Origin of the sequence: Flagellimonas taeanensis (assembly GCF_003584105.1) — a bacterium.
In the GTDB taxonomy this organism is placed as follows: domain Bacteria; phylum Bacteroidota; class Bacteroidia; order Flavobacteriales; family Flavobacteriaceae; genus Flagellimonas; species Flagellimonas taeanensis.
In genome coordinates, this window is record NZ_QXFO01000011.1 from 300,606 (window position 1) to 315,303 (window position 14,698).

Here is a 14,698-nt window from a genome sequence, read left to right on the forward strand (position 1 = left end):
CTATGACGAATGGCGGGCTTCAATATCAATTTGCCAGGCTCAGCATAGCTGAGAAACTGATTGTTGTCAATGTCCTGATCTTTATTCTGGACGGGTTGTCAACAGCCTTGTTGGGTTATTCGGTGTCCCACTGGTTCCACTTGCCCAAGGACTTTTTGGAGTTTGTTGGACAACCGTGGTCATTGGTTACCTATTCCTTTTTCCATGCGGGATTGGGGCATATCTTTTGGAACATGCTCATGCTCTATTTCGCCAGTCGCATCTTCCTGAACCTTTTTGATGCCCAAAGGTTCATCAATGTATATTTTTTGGGTGTCATCGTGGGTGGGCTGGTCTTTCTGCTCAGCTACAATGTGTTCCCAACCCTGTTGAATACGAATACGGCCCTTATTGGCGCATCGGCAGGGGTAACGGCCGTGCTGATTTTTGTTTGTGCGTATATCCCAAATCAAGAGGTCAGGGTGATTTTCTTCAACATCAAATTATGGTATGTTGGGGTGTTTTTTGTTCTGGTGGATTTGATTCAGATACCCTATGGAGGAAATATTGGGGGGCGGTTGGCCCATTTGGGAGGGGCCTTTTTAGGCTACATGTATGCCCGGCAATTGCTGAATGGGAATGATATCGGAGCAGGGTTCACCAAGCTGAGAAATTCCATCGGGCAACTGTTCAAACCAAAGGAGAAAAAGGCCCCGTTGAAGACCGTATATAGAAAAAATACCGCTGCGGACCGCCAGGCAGATTATGATAGGCAGGCCAGACAACGCAGGATCGATACCATTCTGGACAAGATCAGCAAGTCGGGATACGAGAGTCTGTCCAAAGAAGAAAAGGACTTTTTGTTTAAAGCAGGTAAGGAAGATTGATTTGTGAAAAACCTCTCATTTTTTGATAAGATCATCTTTTTTTTGAACACGGTGTTCGCACTGGTGCTGGCCATATCCCTGCTTGTGCCCTATGTTCCCACTACGTTGATCCCATCGCTATCTATCTTAAGCCTGATTGTCCCCTTGCTGGTGATCGTCAACTTGTTGTTTTTGCTTTATTGGATCTTCAAGAGGAAAAGAAATGCGCTGTTGTCAGGAATTTTGTTGGTGCTTTGGTATGTGCTCTTGGGACCATTTTATCGGTTTCCACGAAAAAGTGAACATGTGCCAGATGATGATACGGAATTGACCATCATGTCTTTCAATGCAAGAAGTTTTAATGAGCTGGGGCAGTTGGATATGGACAATGTGGATAGCCTTATCTATGATTTTGTAACGAAAAAGGACCCTGATATTGTTTGCTTCCAAGAGACACTCTACGCCATGAAGCGCAACAATGCTCTCGGTCAGTACAAGCACAAGTTTGTTGATTTTGTTTATGGAAAACATTCTGGAAAAGTCATCCAAGGTGTCTATTCCAAATTCCCCATTCTGAAAATAGATTCCATTGTTTTTCCCGGTAGCGCCAACAATGCCATTTATGTGGATTTACTAATGGACAAGGACACCATACGGGTCTACAATGTCCATTTACAATCCTTTAGGATTGAACCCAACCTGAACACCATCAAAAGGGAGGAATCCTCCCGATTGTTTGCAAAGTCGAGGAGGGTAATGCTAAAACAATACGAACAGGCCGAGCTGATCAGGGAAAGTATGGATGCCACACCGTACAAGAAAATTGTGGTAGGCGACTTCAACAATACGCAATACTCGAATGTCTACCATACAATCAAAGGAGATATGAATGATTCTTATTTTGAGAGAGGAACGGGATTTGGCCGTACATATGATCTTTTGAAGTTTCCCATCCGGATAGACTATATCTTGACCGATCCGGATTTTGAAGTCCTAGACCATGTGAATTTTGAAGAAAAACTGTCCGATCACTACCCCGTGATGGCCACTCTTCGGCTCAATTCACATCAATAAGCAATCCAACATATCCGCTAAAATGTGGATGATAAGCGCTAGACCAATAACCCTGGTAGTTTTAAAAAAAGGAAGGATACAATACACCAAAATGGCCCAATAGCTGTGCAAAGGATGAAAACCAATGCTACAACGATTTGGGTCAAATAAGGGATCTGCCAGCAGATGATCTACATCGATAAGAATACCCGCTAATAAGATCAATGCGATTTGCAGCCGATTACCTTTGAAAAACCAGCCAGCAATAAGGATGGGCACCAAAAAATGGATACCATAATGGACCATGTGCCTAAGCATGGGACAAATGCAAAGATTGGTTCTTCAGGTAGGCAAGGGCATTGGTGCCCTCATTGAACAAAAGGTCCAGTATGCTCAGGTCAGAAATGAATCCATGCCGTTCTTCGAACACTTGTGGATAAGGCTCCAATGGTATTTTCCCTTTTCGTTTGGCCTCTACCAAAAAACGGGTATCCAAAAGTTCGGTAGGCTCCATTTGGAATTTCTCAGTCTTTGCTGCGGGAAGTTCCACCCCTATACAGTTGCCGACCACCTCAATGGTCTTTAAGTTGAACTCATATAGGGAGGTGTCCGTGCCTTCATACAGCGGTCTTATCTCATCTTCATAGAATTCAAAGAAAGGGGACGTCCTGTAGGCTGTTTCCAAGGTGCGCCAATGTTGTTTTTTCCAAGGGTAGCTGTTGTCCATTTCCACATCGGCATATTTTTGTCTGCCCTCATCGCCCCCTACATGTTTGATGGGAATGTTGAGCATGTGTTTTCCCTTGTCCGTGCAGATGTAACAGCGGTTTCGATAGGTCTGCTTCTGGAAATTGTCTTCGGCTTCCCAAACCACATCATTTTGAACCATCGCGGCAAAAGAGGCTACGTTCGGAAAATAGGTGGGGTGGAGCAATATTTGTTTATCTGTTGATTTGATATTTGGAAATGTTTGTGGTTGGCTATTTGGTCTGATAATTTCTAAGAGAGTTGAGCTTATTGGTTATACTTTCCAATTTGAGTCTCAAATCTTGATAATCTTCCAAATCCAAGAAACCTAGTTCAGATGATAAAATTAATTGATTTAAAATTTCCACTGCTGAACTAAATGAAATTGTTGTGAAATGAGCCCTGTCTTTGTTTGTTTTTCTAGCCGATCCTTCCGCAATGTTTGAACAAATCGATACAGCGGCCCTTCTCATCTGAGATGTCAGACCAAACTTTTCAAGCTCTGGAAATCGAGCAGTTACGGCATATATCTCTTTTGTGAACTCCTTGGCTTCTTTCCATACATCAAGTTTTTCGAAAGAGTATGTAAACATGGATTTATAAGTTCAGACCAACAAATCAACGTAAAAACAGATCAGGCCTTTTTCTTCTTTCGCTTTCGGAAGAAGTCAAACACAAACCAGCCGATAATTGCAACAACAAAATACCAGCGGTATGATACAGGTTCCCCGCTACCACCCACAGTGGTGAAGACACGTTCCCATCGGGGCCTCCATTTTGCAATGCCCTCTGTGAAATTATCGAAACTCATCCAAAGGAAAACCGGCTTGCCCACAATGTGGTCGGCAGGGACATAGCCCCAGGTCCTACTGTCCTCGGAATGGTCGCGATTGTCACCCATCATCCAGTAATAATCCTGTCTGAAGGTGTAGGAGTTGGCCTCTTGCCCATTGATCAGCACTTTGTTCCCTGTGACCTCGACATCGTTGTGCTCATAGTCCCTGATGATTTTTTTGTACAGGGGGATGGTTTTGGAATTAATCTCCACAGTTGCACCGGCTTCCGGAATATAAATGGGTCCAAAATTATCATTGTTCCACGGATAGAGGTTGGGTTTTTGGGGGAAGGAACCACCATATACCCCTTTGGGCTCAAGCGTCATCACCACGGAGTCGATGGCCGGGTTTTGACGCAATTTTTCCACCATTTCGGCGGTCATGTTGGCAACCCGCGCCAAAGGTTTTTCTTCGGTCAAGGAAAGCCTCAATTGTCGAATGACATCCGTGGGGATTCCTTTTTCCTCTGTGATGATCTCTATTTTGCCATCTTGTTTACGGTTGGCTCCCATGGCAAAGGGGACCAACGCATTGTACTGTGCTTCTGTTATACTGGGGGCAATGTATTTACGCAGATAATCCGATGCATCCACTTCTTCCAGATAACGACTGGACACCCCATTTTTTGCATACACTTCATAATCGTACATAGGTTTGGCCCTGTCGGAAAGCTGCAGTTTTTTTCCATTGATGTGCACAAAGCCATCAACCACGGAAAGGGAATCCCCGGGCGTGCCCACACAACGTTTTACGTAATTGGATTTCTTGTCTATAGGTTTTATGACCGCTTTTTGTGCTTTGAAGAATTGGTACAGGGTATCCGAGGGCAAACTGAACACCACAATATCATTTTTTTCCACCCTTTCAAAACCGGGCAAGCGCATATAGGGCAATTGCAGTTTGTTGATCCAGGAAGTCTTGGCGGTCTCCGGGTCCACATCGGCCAAATATGACCTTGTTTTGAGGACGGGAAGTGTATCGTGTACCATTGGGGCGGCCAAGGTGGTCATGGGCACCCGGGCACCATAATGGAACTTGCTCACAAAAAGGAAGTCCCCGACCCGTAGGGTGCGCTCCAACGATCCTGTTGGTATCACATAGGGCTGGATGAAATAGGTGTGCACCAAAGTTGCGGCCACTATGGCAAACACAATGGAACTGACCCACTCGCCCAGACCGGTTTTAGGTTTTAGGCTACGGTCTTCGATATAGATGACATCTTCTACGTAGTTGATGTAATAAATGTAGAACCCAAGAGTGAGGATGACCAACCAGGTATCCAAGAGGGTGCTCTTGCCAAAACTTCGGATGGTCTCTACCCACACCACAGGGAACATCAATAAATTGATGATGGGGATGAACAACAAGATGACCCACCACTTGGGCCTGTTGATGATCTTCATCAATACGATCCCATTGTAGATAGGTATGGCGGCCTCCCAAGCCTTTCGTCCTGCTTTTACATATAGTTTCCAAGTACCCAAAAAATGGATGATCTGGATGATCAGGATAAAAATGATCCACTGTGTACCGTCCATATAAAATTTTCTTTGTTAGACTAACTGCCTAAATTGTTGTTACGTTTTTTAGCTTAGGTTTAACACGTCCTTCATTGAAAAGACACCTGTTTTTCCTTTGATCCATTCCGCCGCGATCACGGCTCCAAGGGCAAAACCTTGCCTATTGTGCGCTGTGTGCTTTATCTCAATGCTGTCCACATCGCTTTCGTAGCAGATACTATGGGTGCCGGGCACCATGCCCTCCCGGATTGATGTTATGGGAATGATCTTATCACCAGCGGTATCCAATTTCCAGTCGCTGTACGAAGAGTTCCCAATAATCCCTTCAGCTAAGGTAATGGCAGTCCCACTGGGAGCATCCAGCTTTTGGGTATGGTGGATCTCTTCCATGGAAACCTTGTACTGCTCCAATTTGGACATCATTTTGGCCAGATGTGAATTCAGTTCAAAAAAAATGTTCACACCCAAACTGAAATTGGATGCGTAGATAAAGGCGCCTTTGTTTTCCGTACACTGTTCCACGGCTTCTTCGTATCGGGACAACCATCCCGTGGTGCCACTAATGACCGGCACACCGTTCTTGAAACAGTTGGTGATATTTTCAAAGGCGGCATCGGGGGTGCTGAAATCTATGGCAACGTCCATGGCGCCGTAATCCACATCCGCCGTACCGACGTCTATTTTTGCTACAATGGTATGGCCTCTTTCTTGGGCGATTTGTTCAATCATCTTACCCATTTTGCCATAACCGAACAAAGCAATGTTCATATACTAAAATTTTACGACCAGGGCCATTCCATAGTTGGGTTGGTTGGTCACGGGGTTTACATCTATATAAGGTTGAAAGTCAACCGCAAGATTGTCGTCAACATTATATTGTTTAAGGTGCGCGTCCACATTGGCGTCTATGATGTTCAGGGCATAGAGTGCAATGGTGATGACCAGGGCCAGGTCCCTGTCCCTTTGGGTGTTCTCCTGGGCTCCCTCTAGGGCCTCGTCGGAAATTCGGCCAAAAAATTCATCATCGGTAAAGCCTGCCAATCGTCGCTTGAAAGCATTTCTTGCCCTTTTATATTCGGTATTGTTATTGGAATAGACATAGATTCCGGTGCCGATGGCGCCCCAGACAATGGGAGCTTTCCAGTAGCGTTTGTTGTAGATCTGTCCAAGACCGGGAAATACTGCCGAATAGAATGCAGCTTTGCTGGGGGCAAGGGGATTCACACTTTCCCTTTTGGTCACCTCTTCAAAAGTGACGCCCTCACCTTCCAAATTTTGGGCCAAGGAATCCACTTCTTGGGGTTGGGGTTCTTCCTTGCCTGTTTCCTCTTTTTCTTGGGAAAAACCAATGTGCACAAACAACAAGGCAAAGAACAAAAAGAGAAGGTTTTTATTCACCTGTCAACAATTTTTTTATTCGCTTGAATTCCTCTTCGGAATGGAAAGGAATCACGATTTTGCCTTTTCCGTTGCTGGAGGCGGAAATGTCCACTTTTGCGGAAAGGTGTTCCTTGAGGGCTTCGATGCCCTTGGATACAAATCCGGGAACATCCTTGCTGCCTTTTTTCTTCGGGGTCGCTGTTTGGCTTTCTGGCTCCTTGTAGGCCTTCACCAATTGTTCGGTATCACGGACGGACAGGCCATCGGAAACAATCTTTTCGTAGATGGAGATCTGGTCCTTTTTCTTGTCGATGTTGATGAGTGCCCTACCATGTCCCATACTGATGAACCCATCTCTCATCCCAGTCTGGATGATGGGGTCAAGTTTCAACAAGCGTAGATAATTGGTGATGGTGGAGCGTTTTTTTCCTACGCGGTCGCTCAGTTTTTCTTGGGTGATCTGGATCTCATCGATGAGTCGTTGGTAGGAAAGGGCAATCTCAATGGGGTCCAAGTCTTGCCTTTGGATATTTTCTACCAAGGCCATTTCCAAGGATTCTTGATCGTTGGCGATGCGGATGTAGGCGGGAATGGTCTCCAGGCCCACCAGTTTGGAGGCACGGTACCTTCTCTCCCCGGATACCAACTGGAATTTGTTGAAATCCAGTTTTCTAACGGTTATGGGTTGGATGATGCCCAACTCCCGAATGGAACTGGCCAATTCCTCAAGGGCCTCGTCATTGAAGTTGGAGCGGGGCTGGAACGGGTTCATCTCGATGGATTCGATGTCCAGTTCCACCACATTTCCTATCACCTTGTCCGCGTTTTTGTCCGAAACGGATTGGATATCGTTCTCAGGATCTTTCAATAGGGCGGACAGGCCTCTTCCCAAAGCCTGTTTTTTAGTTGCTTTCGCCATTTAAACTTTCTCCTTGTTTTTCTTCAAAATTTCATTGGCCAAGTTAAGGTAATTGGAGGCACCTTTGCTGCTGGCATCATATTTTATGATGCTCTCTCCATAACTTGGGGCTTCACTCAGTCTCACATTTCTTTGGATGATGGTGTCGAACACCATATCGGCAAAATGTTTTTTCACTTCTTCCACAACTTGGTTGGACAAGCGGAGCCTGGAATCGTACATGGTCAATAGCATACCCTCGATGTCCAGGTCATTGTTATGTATTTTTTGTACACTTTTTACGGTATTCAAGAGCTTACCAAGGCCTTCCAACGCAAAATATTCACATTGGATGGGAATCATGACCGAATCTGCTGCCGTAAGGGCGTTCAGGGTCAAAAGGCCCAGGGATGGAGCGCAATCGATCAACACAAAGTCATATCGGTCACCAAGGTCCTTTAAGGCTTCCTTCATCATGTATTCCCTGTTGTCCTTGTCCACCAGTTCTATTTCAATGGCCACAAGATCGATGTGTGCGGGTACAAGGTCCACATTGGGCGAATCCGTTGGGATAATGACCTCGTCCACGCTCATGGTATGTTCCAAAAGTTGATAAGTTCCATATTCCACGGAATCCACATCGATGCCAAGGCCAGATGTTGCATTGGCCTGGGGGTCGGCGTCGATTAGCAATACTTTCTTTTCCAATACGCCAAGGGAGGCTGCAAGGTTTACCGTAGTGGTTGTTTTGCCCACACCGCCCTTTTGGTTCGCAATAGCAATTATCTTGCCCATTTCATAGTAAGTTAGGTGCTAAAAATACGATTATTTAAGATGCCAGAAAATGTATTTTGTTAACAAGGGGTGAATAACGGGTGCTTTGCGCGTTAAAGAAAGTTAAAGTTATCTGTATTAGATCGTTAAGCAGTTAGTCCATCAAAATGTTGAGTATTTCTATGGCAGCATCGCTGATCGTAGTGCCAGGTCCGAACACCGCTACGGCACCGTGTTCCAATAGGTATCCGTAATCCTGTTTGGGAATGACACCGCCGACAATGACCATGATGTCCTCCCGCCCTAGTTTTTTGAGTTCTTGGATCACTTCAGGGACCAAGGTCTTATGGCCCCCGGCCAGGGACGAGATGCCCAAGACGTGGACATCATTTTCCACGGCCTGTTTGGCCACTTCCGAAGGAGTCTGGAACAATGGGCCTATGTCCACATCAAAACCGAGGTCGGCATAACCTGTTGCCACTACTTTGGCTCCGCGATCATGTCCGTCCTGACCCATCTTGGCCACCATGATGCGAGGGCGACGGCCTTCCTGAACGGCAAATTCATCGGCCATTTTTCGGGCCTTTTCAAAGCTTTTGTCGTTTTTGATCTCTTTGGAATACACTCCAGAAAAGGATTGGATTTTTGCTTTGTAGCGTCCAAAGGCACTCTCCATGGCCTCGCTGATTTCACCCAGAGTAGCTCGTTCTTTGGCCGCTTCTACTGCTAAAGCTAATAAATTTTCGCGGTCGGTCTCCTTACGCACAGCTTTTTTGGCCGCTACTTTTATGTTTTCCAAGGTTTTTTTGACCGCAGCGTTATTTCGGGTGGATTTGATGTGTTGCAGTCGCTCCATCTGCTGCTTGCGGACCTTTACATTGTCCACTTCCAGAATTTGGAGCTCGTCCTCATTCTCCAATTTGTATTTGTTCACGCCTACAATAATGTCCTGTCCGCTGTCTATCCGGGCCTGCTTTTTGGCTGCTGCCTCCTCAATGCGCATTTTTGGGATGCCAGCTTCGATGGCCCTGGTCATTCCACCCAGTTTTTCAATTTCCGTGATGAGTTCCCAGGCTTCTTGGGCTATTTCTTGGGTCAATTTTTCAACAAGATGGCTACCCGCCCAAGGGTCCACTGTTCTCGTGATATGGGTTTCAAGCTGAAGATAGATCTGTGTGTTCCGTGCAATACGTGCAGAAAAATCCGTGGGAAGGGCAATGGCCTCGTCCAAAGCATTGGTATGCAGGCTCTGCGTTCCACCCAAGGCCGCAGCCATGGCCTCAATGGTGGTCCTTGCCACATTGTTGAAGGGATCTTGCTCGGTCAAGCTCCATCCGCTGGTCTGGCTGTGGGTACGGAGCATGGACGATTTTTCATTTTTCGGTTCAAATTGCTGCACCAGTTTGGCCCAGAGCATACGACCGGCACGCATTTTCGCAATCTCCGTGAAATGGTTCATCCCTATCCCCCAGAAAAAGGAAAGACGTGGGGCAAACTCGTCTATTTTCATGCCGGCCTTGACCCCGGTCCGGATGTATTCGATTCCATCTGCCAAAGTGTAGGCCAACTCCATGGCCGCAGGGGCACCAGCTTCGTGCATGTGGTAGCCAGAAATGCTGATGCTGTTGAACTTCGGCATATGTTTGCTGGTGAACTCGAAAATATCGGCCACCAACTGCATGGAAGGCGTAGGAGGGTAGATATAGGTGTTTCGCACCATGAACTCCTTCAAAATATCGTTCTGGATGGTCCCGGAAAGCTTTTCCATGGGCACGCCCTGCTCCAAGGCAGCCACAATGTAGAAGGCCATAATGGGTATCACGGCGCCGTTCATGGTCATGGAAACGGACATTTGGTCCAGCGGAATGCCATCGAAGAGAATTTTCATGTCCTCCACGGAATCTATGGCGACCCCAGCCTTGCCCACATCCCCAACAACACGTTCATTATCGGAATCATACCCTCGGTGAGTGGGAAGGTCAAAGGCGACCGAAAGTCCTTTTTGTCCTGCTTCCAAGTTTCTGCGGTAGAAGGCATTGCTCTCTTCGGCAGTGGAAAATCCTGCATATTGGCGGATGGTCCATGGTCTGCTCACATACATGGTGGAATAGGGGCCCCGAAGGAAGGGGGGGATGCCTGCCGCGAAGTTGGCATGCTCGAAATTCTGGGTCTCTACTGCGCTCGACCTGACAGAGAGTTCCAAATGTTGAAGGTTCTTTCTACTCATTGTCCAATCGTTTTTGTTCCAGGCTTTCGGCTAGTCTTCGGGCTATAATGGGCTCAATAAGGGTTTTTCGGGGCTGTGTCTTCACAAAGGGGTATAGCTCCAGATCATCTTTCATGCGGTCTTGGGGGTTCTGGTATTTGTTCGTTCCCAATGATATGATCTTCCCCTCATCAAAAAGCTGTTGTTCCTTTGCGGCACTTTCCTTGATTTTTTGCTGTATGGTCCCTTTTTTCAAGGCGTCCAAAAATCCGCCCGAAGCCTCTATCTGTTTGAATAACGCCAAGGCTTTTTCCGCGAGTTGTTGGGTGAGCGATTCGATGTAGTAAGCTCCTTCCGAAGCATTTGAAGTGCTGTCAAAATAACTCTCCTCTTTCAGCAACAGCAATTGGTTTCGGGCCAAGCGGCTGCCAAACTCATTGTCCTTGTGGTAAATGGCGTCATAGGGAAGGTTACATACCGTATCAGCACCGCCCAGTACGGCAGACATGCATTCGGAAGTGGTACGGAGCATGTTCACGTTGTAATCGTACAGGGTCTTGTTCCGTTTGGTGGGCACGGCAAGAATGTGGCAGTCGTTATTTAAATCGTATGAAGGGGCGATGCTTTTCCATAACCAACGCAATGCCTTCAATTTCGCTATTTCAAAGAAATAGTTGCTGCCCACGGCCACTTTGAACACGATCGGAAAAGATCCCTCGACTACGCTTGGGATGACATGCGCAAAATGGTTCAGGTACTCATTGGCATGGGCCAATCCATAGGCCAGTTGTTGCACCTTGTTTGCACCTGCGTTTTGATAATGGGAAACATCGACACCCAATATTGGAAAGTTGCCCAGCCCGTGGATTTCCTTGAGCAGGTCATGGTCCTTTTCCAGGTTGTGGAACCAGTTTCCATCTTTGGTCAAATGACCAATAATGTCTAAGTTGAGAAATATATTCGCTTTTTTGCCATCGGTCACGGACAATAGCCGTTTGATGGGTTCCACGTCCAAAAACTCAAAATTGAAATGGATCGGGGTCGTTTCCAAATCAATATGGGCAAGAAGGGCCGAGAAATCTGTTTTGGTATCGGGAATGGTAAAGATCAAGCTGCCAGCTCCCTTTTTGAGGGCGTTCAAGGCCTTTGCATTCGTTTTTTTTGGGTCTCCGGCATAGAGGGTCTCCGCAATTTGCCACGTATGACCTTCGGGTAGGGGAAAGGTCTTGGTGCTTTCCATGTCCTCAGAATGGTAGAAGGGCTTTACCTTGATGCCTTCCAACGATTCCCAGACCAAGGTGTCGTTGTAGTCGGCCCCTTTTAGGTCATATTGGATCTTCTGTTTCCACTGTTTGGCGGAGACTTCGGGAAATTCGTCAAATAGGCCACTGTCAGTCATCTTTTTTGTTTTTCAAACTATCCTCATACTCGATAAGGAAGATTTCCTCTTTTTCCTTTTTCATGTAATATTTTTCGCGGGCCAGTTTTTCCAATTCATCTTTGTCGGACATCTTTTCGAGGATCTCTTTGTCCTTTGCAATTTCCTCTTTGAGGAAATCCTTCTGTTTCTCCAGTTTCTTGATCTCGTTCCGCAGCTCCATGTGGATCAATAGGGAATTGGTATCGAAAAAGGCCATCCATATCACAAAAATGGTCAGTACCAAAATATACGTATTGGTAAAGACTTTGAACCATTTTTTCTGTTTTAATTCTTTCAAGCCCATGGCTATGCCAGTTTATTGTTGATGATGGTCCTCACAATGTCCACGGCCACCGTGTTGTAGTGGTTGTTCGGGATAATGATGTCCGCAAACTCCTTCGAAGGCTCAATGAACTGTTCGTGCATGGGCTTTACGGCGGTCTGGTAGCGGGTGAGCACCTTGTCCAGGTCATGTCCCCGTTCCCTAATGTCACGCTGCAATCTGCGGATCAACCGTTCATCGGAGTCGGCATGTACAAATATCTTAATGTCGAACAGGTCGCGGAGCTTTGGGTTGCTCAACACCAGTATGCCCTCAACGATCATCACCTTCCGGGGCGGGGTCGGAATCGTCTCTTCCAAACGTGTTTCCTCCACAAAGGAATATACTGGCATCTGGATGGTCCTTCCCTCTCTCAGTTGCATCATATGGGAGATCAGCAAATCAAAATCAATGGAGTTCGGGTGGTCAAAATTGACTTTTCCCCGCTCCTTTCGTTCCATATGGGAAAGGTCTTTGTAATACGAATCCTGTGAAATGACACCTACCTCATTTTTAGGAAGTTGGTCAACGATTTGATTGACCACTGTCGTTTTTCCACAACCGGTGCCCCCGGCAATCCCTAAGATCAGCATACGAACCAATTTGACCTCAAAAATAAACATTTGAATATATCTGCTGCCATCATCCGGTCCTTTAGCAGGTAAAATGATGTCCATCTGCAAATCAAGACATAGGATAACCGGAATGTCTTGTGCAATTCCAAACCAATACTCTTATATTTATCCTACTAACCAAAGGAAGTATCTTATGGACAGTTCGTACTCGATAAAAGTGGATGGGGATCTAGAGTTTACGTTTTCGCACGATGAAATCGCGGCATTGGATTTGATCAAAACAGGGAAAACCAGCCTTCACTTGCTCCAAAAAGGACAATCCTACGCTGTTGAAATCCTGGAATCCGATTTCAATGAAGGCACCTATACCATTTCAGTCAATGGAAGTGAATACACGACATCCATCTTCACACCATTGGATGAACTCATTCTAAAAATGGGATTTGCCACCAATGGGGCCAAGAACATCGATTCCATTTACGCGCCTATGCCCGGCCTTATCTTGGATATTTTGGTTGAAGCAGGGCAAGAAGTGGACGAAGAGGACCAACTATTGGTCTTGGAGGCCATGAAAATGGAAAATATCATTACTTCCCCGAGAAAGGGAGTGATCAAACAGGTGGCCGTGAAGCAAGGCGACACTGTTGATAAAAAGCAATTGTTGATAGCGTTTGAATGATGAAAAAGATATTGATTGCCAACCGCGGCGAGATTGCGGTCCGTGTGATGAAAACTGCCCAAAAAATGGGCATCCAAACCGTGGCCGTATATTCAAAAGCGGACAGGAACGCACCCCATGTGAAGTTTGCCGATGAGGCTGTTTGCATTGGCGAGGCACCCTCCAACCAATCCTATTTGAGGGGGGATAAGATTATTGATGCGGCCAAGAAACTTGGTGTCGATGGCATCCATCCCGGGTATGGGTTCCTGAGCGAAAATGCTGAATTTGCCGAAGCTGTCGAGAAAAGTGGGATCACCTTCATTGGCCCCAAATCCAAGGCCATCCAAATGATGGGAAGCAAATTGGCGGCCAAAGAGGCGGTCAAGGCCTACGATATTCCCATGGTCCCCGGCATAGACGAGGCCATTACCGATGTGGCCAAGGCCAAAAAGATCGCAAAGGAAGTAGGCTATCCCATTCTGATCAAGGCATCCGCAGGTGGTGGGGGCAAAGGAATGCGCATTGTGGAGAAGGAAGAGGAACTGGAATCGGGCATGAAACGCGCCATCAGCGAGGCTACCTCTGCCTTTGGGGATGGTTCGGTGTTCTTGGAAAAATATGTGAAGTCACCCAGACATATCGAAGTACAGGTGATGGCGGACACCCACGGGAACGTCCTCCACTTTTTTGAGCGGGAATGCAGTGTGCAAAGACGGCACCAAAAAGTGGTGGAAGAGGCCCCTTCATCCATTTTGACCCCGGAACTCCGAGAAAAAATGGGTATAGCGGCCACCAAAGTGGCCAAGGCCTGCGATTATATCGGGGCCGGTACAGTGGAATTTCTGATGGATGCCGACCACAATTTCTATTTTTTGGAAATGAACACCCGTTTGCAAGTGGAACACCCCGTCACCGAGATAATCACAGGGGTGGATTTGGTGGAATTACAGATCCGGGTGGCGCGAGGGGAAGAACTGCCCATGAAGCAGGAAGACCTGAAAATCCAAGGGCATGCCGTGGAGCTTCGGGTGTATGCAGAAGACCCCTTGAACGATTTTCTGCCTAGTGTGGGAACCTTGGAAATATACAGACCGCCCAGTGGACAAGGTATCCGTGTGGACGATGGTTTTGAGGAAGGCATGGACGTGTCCATCTACTACGACCCTATGCTGTCCAAGCTTATTACCTATGGTAAAACCAGGGAAGAGGCCATAGCGTTGATGCTGGATGCCATCAAGCAATACAAAGTGAAGGGCGTACAGACCACATTGCCCTTCGGGAGTTTTGTCTTTGCTCATGAAGCCTTTCGTTCGGGCAATTTTGATACACACTTTGTGAAAAACCATTATGCTCCGGACAACATCAAAGAGCGCAATGCCAAACAAGCTGAAGTAGCTGCACTGGTTGCACTCTATCAATATTTGGAAGACAAAAAAACAGTACGGTTGCCATCAAATTGAA

General features: G+C 46.6%; 16 protein-coding genes. 4 read left to right on the plus strand and 12 right to left on the minus strand.

What is annotated here, in order from left to right; genetic code table 11:
- Window positions 1-2 precede the first annotated feature (2 nt).
- Both D2V93_RS06240 and D2V93_RS06245 read left to right on the plus strand, forming a co-directional pair.
- Complete coding sequence (locus D2V93_RS06240; protein WP_119618818.1) at window positions 3-866, plus strand: rhomboid family intramembrane serine protease; 864 nt, start codon at window positions 3-5, stop codon at window positions 864-866.
- Window positions 867-869: 3 nt separating this feature from the next.
- Window positions 870-1,919: an endonuclease/exonuclease/phosphatase family protein gene (locus D2V93_RS06245; RefSeq protein ID WP_119618819.1), complete on the plus strand. Its 1,050-nt coding sequence runs from the start codon at window positions 870-872 to the stop codon at window positions 1,917-1,919.
- Here D2V93_RS06245 and D2V93_RS18750 read toward each other — a convergent pair.
- From D2V93_RS18750 to udk, 12 genes are all read right to left on the minus strand, one after another.
- Window positions 1,908-2,216 carry a DUF6122 family protein gene (locus D2V93_RS18750; RefSeq protein ID WP_119618820.1) on the minus strand — a complete coding sequence of 103 codons (309 nt, stop codon included), beginning with the start codon at window positions 2,214-2,216 and terminating at the stop codon, window positions 1,908-1,910. The genes D2V93_RS06245 and D2V93_RS18750 overlap by 12 nt on opposite strands.
- Window positions 2,209-2,832, minus strand: a complete 624-nt coding sequence (locus D2V93_RS06255) for a WbqC family protein (protein WP_262696653.1) — start codon at window positions 2,830-2,832, stop codon at window positions 2,209-2,211. The genes D2V93_RS18750 and D2V93_RS06255 overlap by 8 nt, the downstream gene beginning before the upstream one ends.
- 46 nt (window positions 2,833-2,878) lie before the next feature.
- Complete coding sequence (locus D2V93_RS06260) at window positions 2,879-3,238, minus strand: four helix bundle protein (protein WP_072877556.1); 360 nt, start codon at window positions 3,236-3,238, stop codon at window positions 2,879-2,881.
- Between the two features lie 41 nt (window positions 3,239-3,279).
- Window positions 3,280-5,019, minus strand: a complete 1,740-nt coding sequence (lepB, locus tag D2V93_RS06265) for a signal peptidase I (protein WP_119618822.1) — start codon at window positions 5,017-5,019, stop codon at window positions 3,280-3,282.
- Between the two features lie 48 nt (window positions 5,020-5,067).
- Window positions 5,068-5,769 carry a 4-hydroxy-tetrahydrodipicolinate reductase gene (gene dapB / locus D2V93_RS06270; RefSeq protein ID WP_119618823.1) on the minus strand — a complete coding sequence of 234 codons (702 nt, stop codon included), beginning with the start codon at window positions 5,767-5,769 and terminating at the stop codon, window positions 5,068-5,070.
- A gap of 3 nt (window positions 5,770-5,772) precedes the next feature.
- On the minus strand, window positions 5,773-6,399 hold the full coding sequence (locus D2V93_RS06275) for a DUF5683 domain-containing protein (protein WP_245978105.1): 627 nt from the start codon (window positions 6,397-6,399) through the stop codon (window positions 5,773-5,775).
- Window positions 6,392-7,300, minus strand: a complete 909-nt coding sequence (locus D2V93_RS06280) for a ParB/RepB/Spo0J family partition protein (protein ID WP_119618824.1) — start codon at window positions 7,298-7,300, stop codon at window positions 6,392-6,394. The genes D2V93_RS06275 and D2V93_RS06280 overlap by 8 nt, the downstream gene beginning before the upstream one ends.
- Window positions 7,301-8,074: a ParA family protein gene (locus tag D2V93_RS06285; protein WP_119618825.1), complete on the minus strand. Its 774-nt coding sequence runs from the start codon at window positions 8,072-8,074 to the stop codon at window positions 7,301-7,303.
- A 133-nt stretch (window positions 8,075-8,207) separates the two neighbouring features.
- Complete coding sequence (gene scpA / locus D2V93_RS06290) at window positions 8,208-10,280, minus strand: methylmalonyl-CoA mutase (RefSeq protein ID WP_119618826.1); 2,073 nt, start codon at window positions 10,278-10,280, stop codon at window positions 8,208-8,210.
- A complete protein-coding gene (locus D2V93_RS06295; RefSeq protein ID WP_119618827.1) occupies window positions 10,273-11,658 on the minus strand; it encodes a methylmalonyl-CoA mutase subunit beta in 1,386 nt (461 codons plus the stop codon). The genes scpA and D2V93_RS06295 overlap by 8 nt, the downstream gene beginning before the upstream one ends.
- Window positions 11,651-11,983: an FtsB family cell division protein gene (locus D2V93_RS06300; RefSeq protein ID WP_072877584.1), complete on the minus strand. Its 333-nt coding sequence runs from the start codon at window positions 11,981-11,983 to the stop codon at window positions 11,651-11,653. The genes D2V93_RS06295 and D2V93_RS06300 overlap by 8 nt, the downstream gene beginning before the upstream one ends.
- Window positions 11,984-11,985: 2 nt before the next feature.
- Window positions 11,986-12,594, minus strand: a complete 609-nt coding sequence (gene udk / locus D2V93_RS06305; RefSeq protein ID WP_119618857.1) for a uridine kinase — start codon at window positions 12,592-12,594, stop codon at window positions 11,986-11,988.
- 175 nt (window positions 12,595-12,769) lie between these two features.
- Here udk and D2V93_RS06310 point away from each other — a divergent pair, with 175 nt between their 5' ends.
- Both D2V93_RS06310 and accC read left to right on the plus strand, forming a co-directional pair.
- Window positions 12,770-13,255, plus strand: a complete 486-nt coding sequence (locus tag D2V93_RS06310; protein WP_119618828.1) for an acyl-CoA carboxylase biotin carboxyl carrier protein subunit — start codon at window positions 12,770-12,772, stop codon at window positions 13,253-13,255.
- Window positions 13,255-14,697, plus strand: a complete 1,443-nt coding sequence (gene accC / locus D2V93_RS06315; RefSeq protein WP_119618858.1) for an acetyl-CoA carboxylase biotin carboxylase subunit — start codon at window positions 13,255-13,257, stop codon at window positions 14,695-14,697. The genes D2V93_RS06310 and accC overlap by 1 nt, the downstream gene beginning before the upstream one ends.
- Window position 14,698 lies beyond the last annotated feature (1 nt).

Excerpts from the sequence above, each read along its gene's own strand:
- D2V93_RS06240 (WP_119618818.1), top strand. The coding sequence starts at position 3 with ATGACGAATGGCGGGCTTCAATATCAATTTGCCAGGCTCAGCATAGCT.
- D2V93_RS18750 (WP_119618820.1), bottom strand. The coding sequence starts at position 2,216 with ATGCTTAGGCACATGGTCCATTATGGTATCCATTTTTTGGTGCCCATC.
- D2V93_RS06260 (WP_072877556.1), bottom strand. The coding sequence starts at position 3,238 with ATGTTTACATACTCTTTCGAAAAACTTGATGTATGGAAAGAAGCCAAG.
- lepB (WP_119618822.1), bottom strand. The coding sequence starts at position 5,019 with ATGGACGGTACACAGTGGATCATTTTTATCCTGATCATCCAGATCATC.
- dapB (WP_119618823.1), bottom strand. The coding sequence starts at position 5,769 with ATGAACATTGCTTTGTTCGGTTATGGCAAAATGGGTAAGATGATTGAA.
- D2V93_RS06280 (WP_119618824.1), bottom strand. The coding sequence starts at position 7,300 with ATGGCGAAAGCAACTAAAAAACAGGCTTTGGGAAGAGGCCTGTCCGCC.
- D2V93_RS06285 (WP_119618825.1), bottom strand. The coding sequence starts at position 8,074 with ATGGGCAAGATAATTGCTATTGCGAACCAAAAGGGCGGTGTGGGCAAA.
- scpA (WP_119618826.1), bottom strand. The coding sequence starts at position 10,280 with ATGAGTAGAAAGAACCTTCAACATTTGGAACTCTCTGTCAGGTCGAGC.
- D2V93_RS06295 (WP_119618827.1), bottom strand. The coding sequence starts at position 11,658 with ATGACTGACAGTGGCCTATTTGACGAATTTCCCGAAGTCTCCGCCAAA.
- D2V93_RS06300 (WP_072877584.1), bottom strand. The coding sequence starts at position 11,983 with ATGGGCTTGAAAGAATTAAAACAGAAAAAATGGTTCAAAGTCTTTACC.
- udk (WP_119618857.1), bottom strand. The coding sequence starts at position 12,594 with ATGCTGATCTTAGGGATTGCCGGGGGCACCGGTTGTGGAAAAACGACA.
- D2V93_RS06310 (WP_119618828.1), top strand. The coding sequence starts at position 12,770 with ATGGACAGTTCGTACTCGATAAAAGTGGATGGGGATCTAGAGTTTACG.
- accC (WP_119618858.1), top strand. The coding sequence starts at position 13,255 with ATGAAAAAGATATTGATTGCCAACCGCGGCGAGATTGCGGTCCGTGTG.